Here is a 15,186-nt window from a genome sequence, read left to right as displayed (position 1 = left end):
CCACGCGTGTCTCAGTCCACTCCGGCCAGCTGCTTGGCCCGGCCGAAGACGTCGTCCAACATCTCAGGTGTCAGCCGCCCGGTGAAGGTGTTCTGCTGGCTGACGTGGTAGCAGCCGAGCAACTCCGGTGCGTCCGTTGCGGACCAGTGTGCCCCATGGCCGAACGCCGGTCGCGGGCTGGGCGGGCGCTGCCCGTACACCCGGGTCAGCACCGGCCACCACGCGGCCCACGCGAACGCGCCCAGCACCACCACGACGCGCAGGGTGGGCCGGATCAGGGTGACCTCGCGGTGCAGCCAGGGAGCGCAGGTGTCCCGTTCGCCGGGCGTGGGTTTGTTGTCCGGCGGCGCGCACCGGACGGCCGCGAAGATCCGGGTGTCCCGCAGGGTCAGGCCGTCGTCGCTGGCGACGCTGGTCGGCTGGTTGGCGAGCCCGGCGCGGTGCAGGGCGGCGAAGAGCACGTCGCCGGAGCGGTCACCGGTGAAGATCCGGCCGGTGCGGTTTCCGCCATGCGCGGCGGGCGCCAGCCCGAGGATGCCGATCCGCGCGTCGGCGGTGCCGAAGCCCGGCACCGGTCGACCCCAGTACTCCTGGTCGCGAAAGGCGGCCCGGCGGGTGCGCGCCACCTCCTCCCGCCACTGAACGAGCCGGGGGCAGGCGAAACAGTCGCTCACGGCCGCGTCGAGGTCGGCCAGGTCGGTCGCCCGCGCTGCGCGGGCGACCACCTGCTCGGGGGTACGCGGCTCAGCCAAGCTTGGCCCGGAAGAGTTCCAGTGTCCGGGCGAAGGCGCTGGCGGCGGACCGCTGGTCGAACGCTTCGGGACGGTCGTCGTTGAAGAACGCGTGCGAGGTGCCGGGGTAGTCGTAGAGCTGGCAGGTGCCGCCGGCCTCCTCGATGGCCCGGCGGGCGGTCTGCACACGCTCGTCGGTCGACGTGCCGTCCTCTTCGGAGCAGTGGATGACGGCGGCCTTGCCGGCGTAGTCGGCCCAGTCGGGGCGCATCGACTCCCACGGCAGCACCGGGTAGAAGCCGGCGGTGGCGACGATCCGCTCGGAGCTGGTGGCCGACCAGAGGGCCAGGCTGCCGCCGGCGCAGAAGCCGACGGCACCGACCTTGCCGGTGACCTCGGGCCGCTCGGCGAGGTAGTCGGCCGCGCCCGCGATGTCCTTCGCCGCCTCGTCCATCCGCATGGCCAGCAGCAGGCGCTGCGCCTCGTCCGGCGCGCTGGTGGCCTCACCGTGGTAGAAGTCGGGTGCGAGGGCGACGAAGCCGGCCTCGGCGAACCGGTCCGCCACCGACCGGATGTGCGGGACCAGGCCCCACCACTCCTGGATGACGATGACGGCGGGGCTGGCCGTGCCGCTGGCGGGTATCGCGAGATACCCCTCGCTCGTGCCCCCGTTGCTGCGGTAGCGCACCATTTCGCCCATCGGCCGTCCTCCTAGCGGTCAGTCATCGTTGGCTGGTCGCCCAGTGGTCCTACGTGCCGGTAGCCTGCCACGCCGCGCGGCCGTCGGGAAGACGCGGAAACAGTGGCATTCACCTCCTGTTCGCCCGCCGGTGACTCCGGGTACGCCGACGGCGGCGGGGATCGTCTCCCCCGCCGCCGTCGGTACCGCGAAGGCCGGTCAGGCCTTCTTCGTCAGGCAGAGCACGTAGCCCGTCTTGCCCGGCTCGATGTTGTAGAAGACGTAGCCATCATCGCCCTGCTTGAGGAACTGGTCGCACGCGGTGCCGGCCTTGGCCTGTGCCTCGCTCTGCCCGTCCACCCGACCGACCACGTTGTACGCCGCGTCGGTGGAGGTGCAGGAGACGACCTTCGCCCCGTCGACCTTCTCCTCCTCGGTGCCGGTGATCTCGGGAAGCTCCGCGATGCAGTCACCGGCCTTGGCGTCGGCCGTCTCGTCCTTGTTCAGGTAGTTGCCGATCGCCGAGCCGATACCGAACTTCAGGCCGGCGATGACGAGGAACACGACGATCGCGCCGATGATGCCGAGCGCCTTCTTGGCACCGGACTTCTTCGCCTCCGGCTCCGCCGGCTGCGGCGTGTCGACCGCCGCCTTGGCCGTCTCGTCGACCGACTTGGGCGTCTCGTCGGCCGGCTGGGACGGCGCTGCCTCGGGCGCGGAGGGCGGTGCGACCTGGTCTGACACGGTGGATCCTTCCGAGGGGTTGATGAGCAGACGACACCGTAACGATCATTGATTTCCGGTGCCGTCCCGCTCGCCTCGTCCGTTCAGCTATTTCCCACGTACGGCGTACCAACTGGGCACCCCGGGTCTGGGGCCCCCGGTACGTGCCGGAGGGCCCGGCTGACGCTGCCGAGCCCTCCGGTCGTGCCGCCGCGCCCGACCCGCGTCGAGGGGCACCTCCAGAGTATCGGGACGCACCGACGCCGGTCTCTACACCGGAGCACGCACGATGAGTACCCTCGATGCCGACCGGCATAATTCGACTCGGCAAGGAGAGCCCAGGTTGACCCCCAACCCGCTGGCCAAGATGAGACGGCTCGCCACCGCCCTGCATGACCTACGTACCAGCCACGGCTACAACCACGCTGAACTCGGCCGCAAGAGCGGTGTCTCCGCCTCCGTCATCTCGCGCATCGAGAACCCGGTCAACGATCTGCGCAGGGCAAACCTCCTGACCGTCCGCCGGCTCCTCGATGCGCTGGAGGTGCCACGCGGCAGCCAGGAATGGGCCGCCATCGAGAGCTACACCGAGGACGCCTCAGCCGCCCGCTGGTGGGACGCGGCACCGTACTCGCGGATGGGCGACGGGCAGCGCCTCTCCGCACTGATCGAAGCGGGCGCTTCCCAGGTTCGCGACTACGCCGGCCTGCTCCTCCCCGGCGTGGTGCAGACGGCGACATACGCCCGTCACCGCATCCTGGCCGTGACAGGTGACGACCCGGCTGCCGACCCGGCACCGATCGTGGCTGGCCGCCTGGAGCGGCAGCGGCGAGTCGCCACCGAGGGGGCGACGGAGTACAGCCTGGTCCTGGAGGAGCAGGCCATCCGCCGTCATCCGGTCCCGGCACCGGTGATGCGGGAGCAGCTCGATCATCTGCTCTCGCTGATCGGTAAGGGCGTCAGCATTCGCGTTGTGCCGGTTGACGCCTGTCTCGATGATGGATACGCGCCCCGGGCGCCGTTCGTTTATGTGACCTACCCCGATCCAGAGGACCCGCCGATCGTGGCTGTGGACAACGCCGTGCGCGTTGCTCTTGTTACCGACCCGGCCGAGGTGGCGGGGTATGCGCAGCTGCATCTGCGGCTACGTCGTGCCGCACTGTCTGACGAGGACAGTGCGGCGCTTATCCGCGAGGTGGCCAGCTCGCTGGCCACCACGATCTGAGGAGAACCCATGTCCGACCCGCAGTTCACGAACACATCCGACCCTCGGTTTACGCAGTGGATGAAGAGCCCGGATTCGGGGCCGAACGAGGGCTGCTTGTACGTCTCCGCCTCGGCCGACGGCTCCGGTGACGTGGCCCTGGTCGAGAGCGAGGCCGGCCCCGACGCACCGATCCAGGTGGTTCCGAGGAGGTCGTGGTCCGCCTTCCTGTCTGGAGCGCGTTCGGGGGCGTTCGACCACATCTGACCTGACCCCAGCTCAACCAGAGGGCCGACACCGGTTGGTGTCGGCCCTCTTCTATATTGCCGCCCGTGTTGCCCTTGTGACCTTGAGCGCAGGATGTCAGTGTGATGGATGCCGGAGCGAATTATGCCGACGCACAGGATGCGGCCGCGCGGACACCTCAGCACCCCATCTCGGCTGCGGTCGCAACCACCAGCCGGGCACGGCATGAGCGACGGTCCCCCCCGTCCGCGAGCACCGCGCCCCGGGTAGCGGCGGCGGACACCGACCCCCGTGCGGAGCCCGCCGCCGCGCCCCACCCAGGAAGGGCGGGGGCGGCCGCGCAGAGGAGCCGGCCGCCTCAGTCCCTGAGGCGAGAGGGCACCGCGATGAGGCTCCCGTTCCGCCGGCGCCGCCGGCCCGTACAGCTCGACCAGACTGGCCCGGCCACCTGCTACCCGCAGCGCGCCGGTGCCCACCCCGCCCCCGACCGGCCGACGTGGGACGGGCCTACGCTCATCACGACACTGTCCCCGCTGATGACCCCGGGGCAGCTGCGTCGCTCCGCCGGCGGCAACCGGTGATGGGCGAGGTGCCGACGTCGGTCCGGGCCGCTCGGGCCGAGCTGGCGGCCCGTTCGGTCAGGGCGTTGGAGCAGCGCCTGGAGGGGCAGCACATGCCGAGCCGGCCGGCGTGGACCTGCAAGGCCTGCGACCCGAACACCCCCTGGCCATGCCAGCCGGCACGTGAGCGCCTGATCGAGGCGTACGGGGAAAACCGAATCAGCCTGTCCATGTACCTCGCGTCGCTGCTGACCGCCGCCCTGGTGGAGATGCCGAAGACGCCGCCGGCCGAGCTGCACGAGCGGTTCGTGGCGTGGACCCGATAAGCGCCATCACGGCCAGGAGCCGGGGCCCGCCGAGCTGCGCCGCTACACTGACCCGGCCCGTGAGCTGCCCAGATCCCGCCAACCAGATCGGAGAGCACCGTGCAGGTATCCCAGGCCCTGGACGTGATGGAGGCCCTGCTGCAGGCCTCCGACCACCCGGACATCGCCGCGATCGCGCGGTACGGCCGGGACTCCGAGGTCGGCGGACAGTCACCCCCCGGAGTCTCGGTACTGCACCGGTCATCGGACACACGGGCCCTCCTGACCGCCTTCCCCGCACCGCGTGACGCCACGCCGGTGCCGCTGCCCACCGAGCCGATAACGATGCGGTGGCGGGCAGCTCGAATCCTCGTCTTGGCGCACCAACTCCTCGACGCCGCCCGCCCCGAGGTCTTCGCCTCGTGGGACCTCTGCCGCCAGGAGGGAACGCACGGGCCGATCGCCGCGGCGCTCCGGATCACCGCCCGCGACGGCTCGGTGATCTATCTGCGTGGCCTGGCGGCGTCGGGCCAGGTGCGCGAGCCCGAGACCGACCCGTACCCGGACTACCAAATCCCTCTTGAAGGAGTCCGATCATGGCACCTCAGTCCCAGTGCTCCGTCTGCGGCGCTCGTGTAGGCCCCCGGCCTGGCCAGCCCTGTCCTCCCCATCAGGCGGAGGGTAGTCGCGCTCGCTGCCCCGGTAGCGGCCAGCCCACGATGTGACAGCAACCGGCCCCGCTCTCCTGCGAGAGCGGGGCCGGTTCGCGTTCGGGGGTCAGGCGTCGGGCGCTCTCCCGGCCAGCTTGAACACCCGGTCGCGGCGCAGCTGGTAGATGCCTCGGCGGGACAGGGGCTTGTATCGCCAGCCGTCGCCTTCCTCGCCCCACTATTCGGCGCGTTGGGCTTCGTCCTTGAGCGAGCGCTGAACGGTCCGGTCGGAGACCTCCAGGATCTCGGCCGCCTCGGCGACGCTCATCCACTCGCTGATCAAGAGGCGTTCTCCGATCACCTGATGTCTGCCCCCGGATGATCGCACCTCGATCACGGTCACGGTAACCATGCCGTCAGGCTAGTCGTGTGGCGACAGTGGCGATCGACGACACCGGACGCCACGAGGGGCTGACTCAGTGACCGCACGCGCAAAGATCTTCAATGCCGGGCAGACGGCCATCCTGTGGGGCCTGCCGATCGCCCTGATCACGCGGGCGCACCGCCGGTCCGCGTCGCAGTCGCGCACCCCGATCGTGCTGGGCTGGCTGCTGCTGGCCGTGTCGGTCGCCGCGGTTCTCGTGCACGGCCTGGCCGCCACCACCGTCCCGATCGCCGTGATCGGCGCGGTCATCCCGGTGCTGGGCAAGCTGACGTCGCAGATGGCGATGTCGACGGCCGCCGTCCGGATCTCCGACGACGCGCAGCGGAAAGTGGACCTGGTGCGGTCGCGGGGCCGCGACGCCATCGCGGTCGCCCGCGCCATCGACGAGGTGAAGGCCGCAGCCTCCGTCGCATGATCCAGTTCACATCAACACTCAGCTCGTCGGGGTCGGAGTGGGCTCGGCGCTCGGAGTGCCGGACGGTGTGACGGTCGGCTCGGGCGTCGCGGTCGGCCCGGTCGGTGTCGGGACGGCGGTCGGTGTCGGGACGCGCCCGTTCGGGGCGCGGAATCCGAACGGCGCCTGCTCGACGCAGTACGGGTACGCCGGCTGCAACGGCTGGCCATAGACGTCAAGCGAGATCGGGCAGTCCGGGTGGTAGCCCAGACGGATCGGGTTGCCGTTCTGGTCGAACAGCCGGGCGTTCTCCACCAGCTTGCCCTCGCTGTCGTAGACGAAGACGTCACGGACCTGGCTGTACTGACTGTCGACCGAGGTCTGGTCGTAGTAGCCGTCGTCGCGCCGGCCCTCCGCGTCGACCAGTGCGGCGAGCGCGAAGACGACCAGCACCAGGCTGCCGGCGTGCAGCGCCCACCGTGGCCAGCGGGTCAACCGCCCGGAACGGCGACCGAGCCAGATCGAGGCGAGCACGAACCCGACCAACATCATCACGCCGGCCAGCAACTCGCCACCGAATCGGGGCAGCAGGCCGAATTCGCCGCCCGTGGTGATCACGGTGACCAGCATCGCCGCCAGGTAGCCGCGCACCACCCACCAGGCGGGGCGCAGCAACCGCAGGAAATCACTCGCCGTCTCGTACCCCAGAACCGGGCCGAGCCGGGAGTCGAGCACGCGCAGCCGGCCACGGACCCGGACCACCGCGGACGCGACCCGCTGGTCCAGGTTGCGTCCACCCGGCCCGGTCGCGCCGGCCGCGGCGCGCAACTCGGCGGCGTACGTCTCGGGCTCACCCAACCGCTGCACGAGCGTGCCGTCGGTCTCGGCGGCGAACTCGGCGAGGTGGTCGGCGAGATCCTCGGTCAGCTCGTCACGCTGGGCGGGCGGCAGGTCGGCCAGGACGGCCCGGACCCGCGCCACGTAGTCGGTGATCTCCTGCTCCGTGACGGTCATACCGCCATCCCCCGATCGTCGAGCAGACTGTCCATGGTGGTGGCGAACGAACGCCAGAGCTTGCCGGAGCGGGTCAACTGGTCGCGCCCGGCGGCGTTGAGTGCGTAGTACTTACGGTGCGGCCCGGATTCGCTCGGCACGACGTAGGTGGTGAGCAGGCCGGCGGCGAAGAGGCGGCGCAGCGTGCCGTAGACCGAGGCGTCGCCGACCTCCTCCAGGCCGGCCTCACGCAGCCGGCGCAGGATGTCGTAGCCGTAGCCGTCCTCCTCCCGGAGCACGGCGAGGACGGCGAGATCGAGCACGCCCTTCAGCAACTGTGTGGTGTCCACGCATTGCACACTACTGCGTATTGCGAAGTACCGTCAACGAATCCGCCGCGACACACCCACGCGCCGCCATGATCCACTCGGGTTCCTGGAAAACGGGCCATCAACGCCGCCCGGACACCCCACCTTCACTGAAGGCGAGTCGATCACGCGGTCAGCGTGAGGCGGGCTGGAGGCTCCAGGCGATGCCGTCGAGAATGTCGTGCTCCGAGGCGACCACGGCCGGCATGCCGGCCCGCTCCATGATCACGCGGAGCACCAGCGCGCCCGCACCGATCACGTCGGCCCGGCCCGGGTGCATCACCGGAATCGCCAACCGCTGCGCGCTGGTCCGACCCAGCAGGTCCCCGGTCACCTCGGCCACCGCCTCGTACGACACCCGGGCATGGTGGATGCGCTCCGGGTCGTACTCCTGAAGGTCCTGCGCGATGGCGACCACGGTCGTGACCGAGCCGGCGAGGCCGACCAGCGTGGCCGCCTCGCGGCCGGGCACCACCGCGAGCGCCCGGTCCACCGCCGCCGCGATGTCGGCCTGCGCGGCGGCGACCTGCCCCCGGCTGGGCGGATCGCCGACCAGGTGCCGCTCGGTCATCCGGACGCAGCCGATGTCCACCGAGATCGCCGCCCGCACCCCGCCGGCCCGGTCACCGACCACGAACTCGGTCGAGCCGCCACCGATGTCGACGACCAGGAACGGCTCCCGCGCGTCGGCCGGCAACCCGCGCACCGCGCCGGTGAACGACAGCCGGGCCTCCTCGTCACCGGTGACCACCTCGGGGGCGACCCCGAGGGTGGCCTGCACCATCTCGGTGAAGTCGGCGGCGTTCGCCGCGTCGCGGGAGGCCGAGGTGGCGCACATCCGAACCCGCTGGGCGCCCAGTTTCTCGATGTCGGCGGCGTACGACGCCAACGCCACCCGGGTCCGTTCGATCGCCTCCGGCGCCAGCCGGCCCGTCCGGTCCACGCCCTGCCCCAGCCGGACGATCTCCATCCGCCGGGTCAGGTCGATCAGCGGCGCCTGCGACCCGGCCGACGCCTCCGGCAGGTCGGCGACCAGCAGTCGGATCGAGTTGGTCCCGCAGTCGATGGCCGCCACACGCGTCGTCACCCCGCAACCCTACGACAGCCCGGCGAGGACTCAGCTCACAGGCGCAGCAGCATCCGGGTGTTGCCCAGCGTGTTCGGTTTGACCCGCTCCAGGTTCAAAAACTCGGCGACACCCTCGTCGTACGAGCGCAGCAACTGCTCGTACACCGGCTGTGGCACCGGAGCGCCGTCGATCTCGCGGAAGCCGAACGAGTGGAAGAACCGCGTCTCGAAGGTGAGCACGAAGATCCGCGCCACGCCCACCTCGCGGGCCGCGTCGATCAGCTCACCCACCAGCCGGTGACCGATCCGCTGGCCCCGGCAGGACGGATCCACCGCCACCGTCCGGATCTCGGCCAGGTCCTCCCACATCACGTGCAGCGCGCCGCAGCCCACCACCACGCCGTCCTCGGCGCGGACCGCCACCCGGAACTCCTGCACGTCCTCGTACAGGGTCACGGTGGCCTTGCTCAGCAGCCGCCGGTCGTCGGTGTACGTGTCGACCAGCCGTCGGATGCCCCGCACATCACCGGTGCGGGCCGGCCGCACCAGGATCTGCCCCTCGGTCTGAGCTCTCATTCGGTGGGGGGCACGTCCACGCACGGCCCGGCCGTCCACCACGGCTCGACCAGCTCCAGCGTCTCGTCGCCGAACGGGTTCACGCCGGGCCCCGCGCCCAGCGCATGGCCCAGGTGCACGTGCAGGCACTTCACCCGGCCCGGCATCCCGCCGGCCGAGATGCCGGCGATCTCCGGCACCTCGCCAATCGCCTCCCGACGCGCCAGGTAGTCCTCGTGGGCCGCCCGGTAGTGCGCGGCCAGCTCGGGGTCCGTCGTCAGCCGGTCGGCCATCTCCTTCATCAACCCCGCCGACTCCAGGCGGCTGCACGCCGCCGTGGCCCGGGGGCAGGTCAGGTAGTACAGCGTCGGGAACGGGGTGCCGTCGGCGAGGCGCGGCGTCGTCTCCACCACGTCCGGCAGGCCGCACGGGCAGCGGTGCGCCACCGCCCGGGTGCCCCGGGGCGGGCGGCCGAGCTGCGCGGCCACCGCGGCCAGGTCGGCCTCCGTGGCCGGTTCCCGCTGCGGCAGAGGTACGGAATCCGCCGCCGGCTCCGACGGTGGTACGACTGTCACGGTGCCCATCTCTCCTGGTGCTGGTCGGTTGGTCACTTGCCCGGCTGCTGGCTGTCCGCCGCCTGCACGCTGGACCACAGCGTGTCGTACCAGGTCACTGGACCCGCCGGGGCGGCCGGGCCGGCCGACTTCCCGGCGTCCCGGGCGGCGCCCTCCGGATCGTGTAGGACCACCATCATCTTCTCGCCCGGCCGACCCATGAAGAACCGTTCCCGGGCCTTGGTCTCGATGAACGCCTTGTCCTGCCACTTCGCGGCCTCGGCGGCGAGCTTGGCGATCTCCTCCTCCTGCACTGCCTGCGCGGCCTCCATCCGTTCGATGTCGGCCTGCTGGTCCAGGTAGACCCGCACCGGGTAGGTGTAGGCCAGGGCGAGCGCGATCAGCACCGCGAACAGCACGGTGGCCCGGCCGGTGAAGCGACGGGGATGGGGTGCGACGAGCCGTTTGACCGCACCGCCGGCGGCGGTACGCCGAGCGGCGGCCGGCCGGTTCGCGGAGCGCACGCCGTCGGCGCCCCGGGCCGCGCCCGGCGCCCGACCGGCGGCACCCCGCGGCTCGGCGCGTACCCCGGCCTCCCGGACCGACCCACGGGTGGCCCGGCCGCCGCCCGGCCGGCCGGACTGACCCGGCCGGCGGGCGGGACGCTGACCACCCGGTGTGCGGCGCTGCTGCATCGTCACACCCCTCCCCCGAGGCTTCGTGCGTTACAGAGGGTGTCGGGAAGCCCCGCAGCGGGGCTTCCCGGCAGCGTCTCAGGCGGAACGGTAGCGCGGGAACGCACCGGCGCCGGCGTAGCGCGCCGCGTCCGCCAGCTCCTCCTCGATCCGGAGCAGCTGGTTGTACTTGGCGACCCGGTCCGAGCGGGCCGGCGCGCCGGTCTTGATCTGGCCGCAGCCGGTGGCCACCGCCAGGTCGGCGATGGTGGTGTCCTCGGTCTCGCCGGAGCGGTGGCTCATCATGCACGTGAAGCCGGCCCGGTGGGCCAGGTCCACCGCGTCCAGGGTCTCGGTCAGCGAACCGATCTGGTTGACCTTGACGAGGACGGCGTTCGCCGCCTTCTCCGCGATGCCACGGGCGATGCGCTGCGGGTTGGTGACGAACAGGTCGTCACCGACGATCTGCACCCGGTCGCCGATCGACGCGGTCAGCGTCTGCCAGCCACTCCAGTCGTCCTCGGCCAGCGGGTCCTCGATCGACACGATCGGGTACGCGTCGGCGAGCTTGGTGTAGTAGGTGCTCATCTCCTCGGCGGACTTCGCGGCACCCTCGAACGTGTAGGTGCCGTTGTCGAAGAACTCGGTCGCCGCCACGTCGAGCGCGAACACGATGTCGGTGCCGAGCCGGTAGCCGGCCTTCTCGACCGCCTCGGCGATCAGGTCCAGGGCGGCGGCGTTGGTCGGCAGGTTCGGCGCGAAGCCACCCTCGTCGCCGAGACCCGTCGACAGGCCCTTCTTCTTCAGCACCGACTTCAGCGCGTGGTAGACCTCCGCGCCGGAGCGCAGCGCCTCACGGAACGTGGGCGCGCCGATCGGCGCGATCATGAATTCCTGGATGTCGACGTTGGAGTCGGCGTGCGCGCCACCGTTGAGGATGTTCATCATCGGCACCGGCAGCAGGTGCGCGTTCGGGCCGCCCAGGTAGCGGAAGAGGCTCAGCTCGGCGCTGCCGGCGGCCGCCTTCGCCACCGCGAGGGACACCCCGAGGATGGCGTTCGCGCCCAGCTCCGACTTGCTGTCGGTGCCGTCGATGTCGAGCATCTTCTGGTCGATCAGGCGCTGCTCGCTGGCCTCGTACCCGATGATCTGGTCGACGATCTTGTCTTCGACGTTGGAGACCGCCTTCTCCACGCCCTTGCCCTGGTAGCGGTCGTCGTCACCGTCGCGCAGCTCGATCGCCTCGAAAGCGCCGGTGGAGGCGCCGGAGGGCACCGCGGCGCGAGCCACCGTGCCGTCGTCCAGGCCGACCTCGACCTCGACCGTGGGGTTGCCCCGCGAGTCGAGAATCTCCCGGGCGACGATTCCCTCGATGGTTGCCACTGAGTCGCTCCTCGTTGTTGTGATCCGGTCCGTGGGTGGGCCGCGACGGTGCGGCTGAGGCAGGTGTTGAACGCAGCGTATCGGGCCACGGGAACGGACACGGCGTCGCCCGCGCACCCGAGTCGTCCCGGGCTGACGGACATTCCCGGATTTCCGGGCGTCAACCGGCAACGAGTTTGCGCTGCGCGGACCAGATCCACCAGGCTGGTCGCCATGCCCGCCGCCTCGACCACCCTCCGCATGCTCGCCGTGTCGGTCATCGCGTCGCTCACGGTCACCGGCTGTCAGACATTCGAGGACGCCGGAGTGGCCATGGAACGCTCCGACCTCGTCAACGACCTCGCCGCCCGCCTCGACCGGGCGTTGGAGCTGACCTACTCGGCCGACTACCAACTCCCCGGTGGCCAGACCGCCGCGATCGTGCAGGCCCAGGATCCGGCCCGCTCGTCGTACACCTACCCGGGTGGGCGGCTGACCGTCACCCCGGAGGCGGTCACCCGGTGCACCGCCACCGGCAGTCGCACGGAGTGCACACTCGTCGCACCGCCCACACCCGCCGGCAAGCCCACCGTGGCGCTCTTCACCGAGGCCAACCGGCAGGGCCTGGCCACTCCACCGGTGGTGGTGGGGCTGCTGACCGCCGCGGCGCTCGACCCGCAGGCCGCCATCAAGCAGACCGACACCACCGTCGCCGGCCGCCACGCCACCTGCGTCGAGGTGCAACGCGCGGACGGCGACTTCACCGCCTGCATCACCACGGAGGGCGTGCTGGGCAGCTTCACCGGGCCGGTCGACGGCAAGCCGATGGAACTGGCACTGAGCCGCTACTCCGAGACGGTGCAGCAGGACGCGTTCGACCCGCCGGCGGGCGCGAACGTGGTGGACCGCCGCCCCGGTCGCCCGTAACCCGCGCGGCCCGCTGCGCCCGCGCCGTCTCGCTGCGTCCGCGGCGCGTTTCGGCGCGGGCGTTGGCTGGTGAGCGGCGGTTGCTCAGATACCCAGCAGGGTGCGCAGGTGGCGCGGGGGTGGGCAGTCGTGGGCGAGCATCGCGTCGTGCCAGTCACGCACCGGCACCCCGTCGGGGCGGGCGGCGGCGATCTCGGCCACCTCGCTGTACCCGACGAAGTAGGTGGACAGCTGCGTGGAGGTGAGCAGCGCCCGGCGCCACTTGCCGGCCGCCTCGCCCTCCTCCTGGAAGCCCCGCCCGGTCATCAACGCCATCGCCTCGGCCTCGGGCAGATCCTCGGCGTGCACCAACTGGTCGAGCAGCGCGTTGATGGTCATCCGCAGCTGCATCTTGAGCTGCTGCAACCGCACCGGCAGACCGCCGAAGCCGAGCCCGGCCATCAGCTCCTCGGCGTACACCGCCCAGCCCTCGACGAACGGGCCGGACTCGGCCAGCGCCCGCACGCGGGTGCCACCGACGTAGCGGCGGGCGTGGGCGAGCTGGAGGAAGTGCCCCGGCATCGCCTCGTGCACGGTCAGGTTGCGGATCATGTGGTCGTTGTACTCGCGGTAGAACGACTCGACCCGCTGCGCGGGCCAGTCCGACGGGGTGGGCGCGATGCAGTAGAAGGTGGGGACGTTCGCGGTCTCCAGCGGGCCGGGCGAGTCGCAGTACGCGACGGCGACGCCACGGGCGAACTCCGGCATCTCCTGGATGACGCACCGGTCGTCGACCAGGGTGACGAGGTCGTGGGCGCGGACGAAGTCGGTCGCCTCGTCCAGGGTGATGCCGGCCAGCTCGACGATGGTCGCGTCGTCGGGGTGCTCGGCGGCGAGCACGTCGAGTGCCCGGCGTACCGCCTCGTCGTCGGCCCGGCCACCGACCAGCTCGACGGCCGCCTCGCGGATCTCCGCGGTGACCCGGTCCAGGTTGGCCCACGCGCGGCGCTGGATCTCGGCGGCGCCCAGCTCGGTGTCCAGGGTGTGCCAGAGGCGTGCCTCCCACCGGCGGCGGCCCAGCCGTGGGTCGCGGCCGGGGCCGGCGTCGGCGGCGAGGCCGGCACGCAGCCAGGCGACGAACTCCTCCAGTGCGGCGATCGCGGCGGTGGCCGCCGGCTCCACCCGGTCGAGGCTGCCCGGCGCCTGGGCGATCAGCCCCGGCAGTTGGTCGCGGATCAGTGCGGCCGTGCCGGTGAACTGCCCGACCGCCGTCTCGGCGTGGATGCGCGGCATGTCCCGCAGGGTCGCGCGGGCGGTGGCGAGGGCGTCCGGTACGGCGGCGAGCCGGCCGGCCAGTTGGGTCAGTCGCACCTCGGCCGGGGCGTACGGGCGGGCCAGCAGCGGGTGCAGCAGCGGGCCGGGATTGTGCCGCAGCGGGTTCCACTCGTGCGAGCGGATCTCGGTCAGCTCGAACAGCTCCCGGTCGACGAACGAGGTGAGCAGCGCGTGGTCCACCTGGTCGTCGACGTCGAGCGAGTCCGGGTCCAGTTCGGACAGCGCGTTCGCCGCGTCGGAGAGCATCGCGAGATCGCCGGCCACCGCCCCGGCCGACAGATCCGGGAGCCGGTCGTCGAACCGGTGATCCCCCGCCGAGGTGGCAACCCCGGGCCGCGCCTCCAGTAGTGCCTCAACAACCCGCTCAGCGAGTACCCCGAACTCCTCCACCGGACCACCCTACCGACCGGCCCGCCCCGGGCGTGTTGATCAAAAGGTCTGCGTCAGTTCCGGGCCGGTTGATCAACCAGTTTCGGCGATGCGGACGGCCTCGGCGTAGGCCAGGGTCGCGCGGCGGAGGGCCTGTTCCGGACTCAGGTTCGCCTCGCGGGCCGCCGCTACCGTGGCCAGCAGGCTGGCTCCCAGTCTCGCCTCGGCGTCGACCTGGGTGGCGGCCAGCGGGGGTGGGACCGACAAACCTGCGCGGGCGGCACGGTCCAGGATCTGCGCGGCCAGGGCGAGGGCGGGCTGGCTCAGCGCCACGCCGTCCAGCACCGATTCGCGTGCCTTCTCGGCCCGCTTGATCCGCTCCCAGTTGGCGGTGATCTCCTCCAGCGTGCCCGCCTCCGCGCCGGCGAAGACGTGCGGGTTACGCCGGATCATCTTGTCGACCAGGCCACCGGCCACGTCGTCGATGGTCCACCGCTCACCCTCGGGCAACTCCTCGGCGAGCCGGGCGTGCAACACCACCTGCAGGAGCACGTCACCCAACTCCTCGCGGAGCGCGTCGGTGTCGTCGGCGTCGATCGCGTCGTACGCCTCGTAGCTCTCCTCCAGCAGGTACCCGGCGAGGCTGCGGTGCGTCTGCGCCCGCTTCCACGGGTCACCACCGGGCGAGGCCAGCCGATCCAGCACGGCCACCGCGTCCAGCAGCCGGGCGCCCGGCGGATCCCACGAGCCGTACATCAGCTCCATCTCGGCCAGCCCCGGCTCCCGGGCCAGCCGCAGACCCAACTCACGGGCCAGGGCCTCATCGCCGGCCGGGCCGGCCAACCAGACCGCCGTGCCGTGCTCGGCCACCGTGTCCAGCAGCCGCTGCGTCGCCGGGCCGTCCACCACGGTCACCTCGGCGCCCGCCTGGCGCACCGCCGTGGTCAACTCACTCTCCGCGCCGGTCAAAACCGGGTGCTGGCGTACGACGTCCCAGGCGGCGGCGGTCAGCAGACCGGCCGGCAGCCGGGGCGAGGTGACCAGCAGGACGATCCGTGCCGTCAT

20 protein-coding genes are annotated in these 15,186 nt (G+C 71.6%); 7 read left to right on the top strand and 13 right to left on the bottom strand.

Annotated elements, in window-relative coordinates; translation table 11 throughout:
- Positions 1 to 11: 11 nt before the first annotated feature.
- The 3 genes from AB0H52_RS05895 to AB0H52_RS05885 form a co-directional block, all read right to left on the bottom strand.
- Positions 12 to 725 carry a uracil-DNA glycosylase gene (locus AB0H52_RS05895; RefSeq protein WP_357945554.1) on the bottom strand — a complete coding sequence of 238 codons (714 nt, stop codon included), beginning with the start codon at positions 723 to 725 and terminating at the stop codon, positions 12 to 14.
- 19 nt (positions 726 to 744) lie between these two features.
- Positions 745 to 1,431 carry a dienelactone hydrolase family protein gene (locus AB0H52_RS05890; protein WP_357945510.1) on the bottom strand — a complete coding sequence of 229 codons (687 nt, stop codon included), beginning with the start codon at positions 1,429 to 1,431 and terminating at the stop codon, positions 745 to 747.
- Between the two features lie 198 nt (positions 1,432 to 1,629).
- Positions 1,630 to 2,154 carry a hypothetical protein gene (locus tag AB0H52_RS05885; protein WP_225854684.1) on the bottom strand — a complete coding sequence of 175 codons (525 nt, stop codon included), beginning with the start codon at positions 2,152 to 2,154 and terminating at the stop codon, positions 1,630 to 1,632.
- Positions 2,155 to 2,476: 322 nt separating this feature from the next.
- Between AB0H52_RS05885 and AB0H52_RS05880 the strand changes: the two genes are divergently transcribed.
- The 5 genes from AB0H52_RS05880 to AB0H52_RS05860 all read left to right on the top strand — a co-directional run bounded on the left by AB0H52_RS05880 (position 2,477) and on the right by AB0H52_RS05860 (position 5,087).
- Complete coding sequence (locus AB0H52_RS05880) at positions 2,477 to 3,358, top strand: helix-turn-helix transcriptional regulator (RefSeq protein WP_357945507.1); 882 nt, start codon at positions 2,477 to 2,479, stop codon at positions 3,356 to 3,358.
- Positions 3,359 to 3,367: 9 nt separating this feature from the next.
- Entirely contained in the window at positions 3,368 to 3,604 is a 237-nt protein-coding gene (locus tag AB0H52_RS05875) for a DUF397 domain-containing protein (protein WP_357945504.1), read from the top strand.
- 365 nt (positions 3,605 to 3,969) lie between these two features.
- Positions 3,970 to 4,164: a hypothetical protein gene (locus AB0H52_RS05870; RefSeq protein ID WP_357945501.1), complete on the top strand. Its 195-nt coding sequence runs from the start codon at positions 3,970 to 3,972 to the stop codon at positions 4,162 to 4,164.
- Positions 4,164 to 4,469 (top strand): hypothetical protein, encoded by a 306-nt coding sequence (locus AB0H52_RS05865; protein ID WP_357945498.1) that lies wholly within the window; start codon positions 4,164 to 4,166, stop codon positions 4,467 to 4,469. Before AB0H52_RS05870 ends, AB0H52_RS05865 begins: the two co-directional genes overlap by 1 nt.
- 99 nt (positions 4,470 to 4,568) lie before the next feature.
- A complete protein-coding gene (locus AB0H52_RS05860) occupies positions 4,569 to 5,087 on the top strand; it encodes a hypothetical protein (protein ID WP_357945496.1) in 519 nt (172 codons plus the stop codon).
- A gap of 249 nt (positions 5,088 to 5,336) precedes the next feature.
- On the opposite strand, the gene AB0H52_RS05855 is transcribed toward AB0H52_RS05860, so the two are convergent.
- Positions 5,337 to 5,510, bottom strand: a complete 174-nt coding sequence (locus AB0H52_RS05855; protein WP_357945493.1) for a DeoR family transcriptional regulator — start codon at positions 5,508 to 5,510, stop codon at positions 5,337 to 5,339.
- Positions 5,511 to 5,577: 67 nt separating this feature from the next.
- On the opposite strand from AB0H52_RS05855, the gene AB0H52_RS05850 reads away from it, so the two are divergent.
- On the top strand, positions 5,578 to 5,958 hold the full coding sequence (locus AB0H52_RS05850) for a hypothetical protein (RefSeq protein WP_357945490.1): 381 nt from the start codon (positions 5,578 to 5,580) through the stop codon (positions 5,956 to 5,958).
- Positions 5,959 to 5,976: 18 nt separating this feature from the next.
- Here AB0H52_RS05850 and AB0H52_RS05845 read toward each other — a convergent pair whose 3' ends face one another.
- From AB0H52_RS05845 to eno, 7 genes are all read right to left on the bottom strand, one after another.
- On the bottom strand, positions 5,977 to 6,951 hold the full coding sequence (locus tag AB0H52_RS05845; RefSeq protein ID WP_357945487.1) for a hypothetical protein: 975 nt from the start codon (positions 6,949 to 6,951) through the stop codon (positions 5,977 to 5,979).
- Complete coding sequence (locus AB0H52_RS05840) at positions 6,948 to 7,280, bottom strand: PadR family transcriptional regulator (protein ID WP_357945484.1); 333 nt, start codon at positions 7,278 to 7,280, stop codon at positions 6,948 to 6,950. Before AB0H52_RS05840 ends, AB0H52_RS05845 begins: the two co-directional genes overlap by 4 nt.
- Before the next feature lie 151 nt (positions 7,281 to 7,431).
- Entirely contained in the window at positions 7,432 to 8,373 is a 942-nt protein-coding gene (locus AB0H52_RS05835; protein WP_357945551.1) for a Ppx/GppA phosphatase family protein, read from the bottom strand.
- A 47-nt stretch (positions 8,374 to 8,420) separates the two neighbouring features.
- Positions 8,421 to 8,942: an amino-acid N-acetyltransferase gene (locus AB0H52_RS05830; protein WP_151491723.1), complete on the bottom strand. Its 522-nt coding sequence runs from the start codon at positions 8,940 to 8,942 to the stop codon at positions 8,421 to 8,423.
- Positions 8,939 to 9,496, bottom strand: coding sequence for a DUF501 domain-containing protein (locus AB0H52_RS05825; RefSeq protein ID WP_151491724.1), 558 nt, complete (start codon positions 9,494 to 9,496; stop codon positions 8,939 to 8,941). The genes AB0H52_RS05830 and AB0H52_RS05825 overlap by 4 nt, the downstream gene beginning before the upstream one ends.
- A 32-nt stretch (positions 9,497 to 9,528) precedes the next feature.
- Positions 9,529 to 10,170, bottom strand: a complete 642-nt coding sequence (locus tag AB0H52_RS05820) for a septum formation initiator family protein (RefSeq protein ID WP_151491725.1) — start codon at positions 10,168 to 10,170, stop codon at positions 9,529 to 9,531.
- Positions 10,171 to 10,248: 78 nt separating this feature from the next.
- Positions 10,249 to 11,532: a phosphopyruvate hydratase gene (gene eno, locus AB0H52_RS05815; RefSeq protein WP_151491726.1), complete on the bottom strand. Its 1,284-nt coding sequence runs from the start codon at positions 11,530 to 11,532 to the stop codon at positions 10,249 to 10,251.
- 213 nt (positions 11,533 to 11,745) lie between these two features.
- Here eno and AB0H52_RS05810 point away from each other — a divergent pair, with 213 nt between their 5' ends.
- A complete protein-coding gene (locus tag AB0H52_RS05810; RefSeq protein ID WP_357945478.1) occupies positions 11,746 to 12,438 on the top strand; it encodes a hypothetical protein in 693 nt (230 codons plus the stop codon).
- A gap of 84 nt (positions 12,439 to 12,522) precedes the next feature.
- Here AB0H52_RS05810 and AB0H52_RS05805 read toward each other — a convergent pair whose 3' ends face one another.
- Together AB0H52_RS05805 and AB0H52_RS05800 are read right to left on the bottom strand one after the other, a co-directional pair.
- Positions 12,523 to 14,142, bottom strand: coding sequence for a DUF885 domain-containing protein (locus AB0H52_RS05805; RefSeq protein ID WP_151491728.1), 1,620 nt, complete (start codon positions 14,140 to 14,142; stop codon positions 12,523 to 12,525).
- A 72-nt stretch (positions 14,143 to 14,214) separates the two neighbouring features.
- Complete coding sequence (locus AB0H52_RS05800) at positions 14,215 to 15,186, bottom strand: nucleoside triphosphate pyrophosphohydrolase (protein WP_357945475.1); 972 nt, start codon at positions 15,184 to 15,186, stop codon at positions 14,215 to 14,217.

The sequence above is a fragment of the Micromonospora sp. NPDC050695 genome (genome assembly GCF_040654415.1).
Classification (GTDB): Bacteria; Actinomycetota; Actinomycetes; order Mycobacteriales; family Micromonosporaceae; genus Micromonospora.
This window is presented reverse-complemented; position numbering and strand designations above follow the sequence as displayed.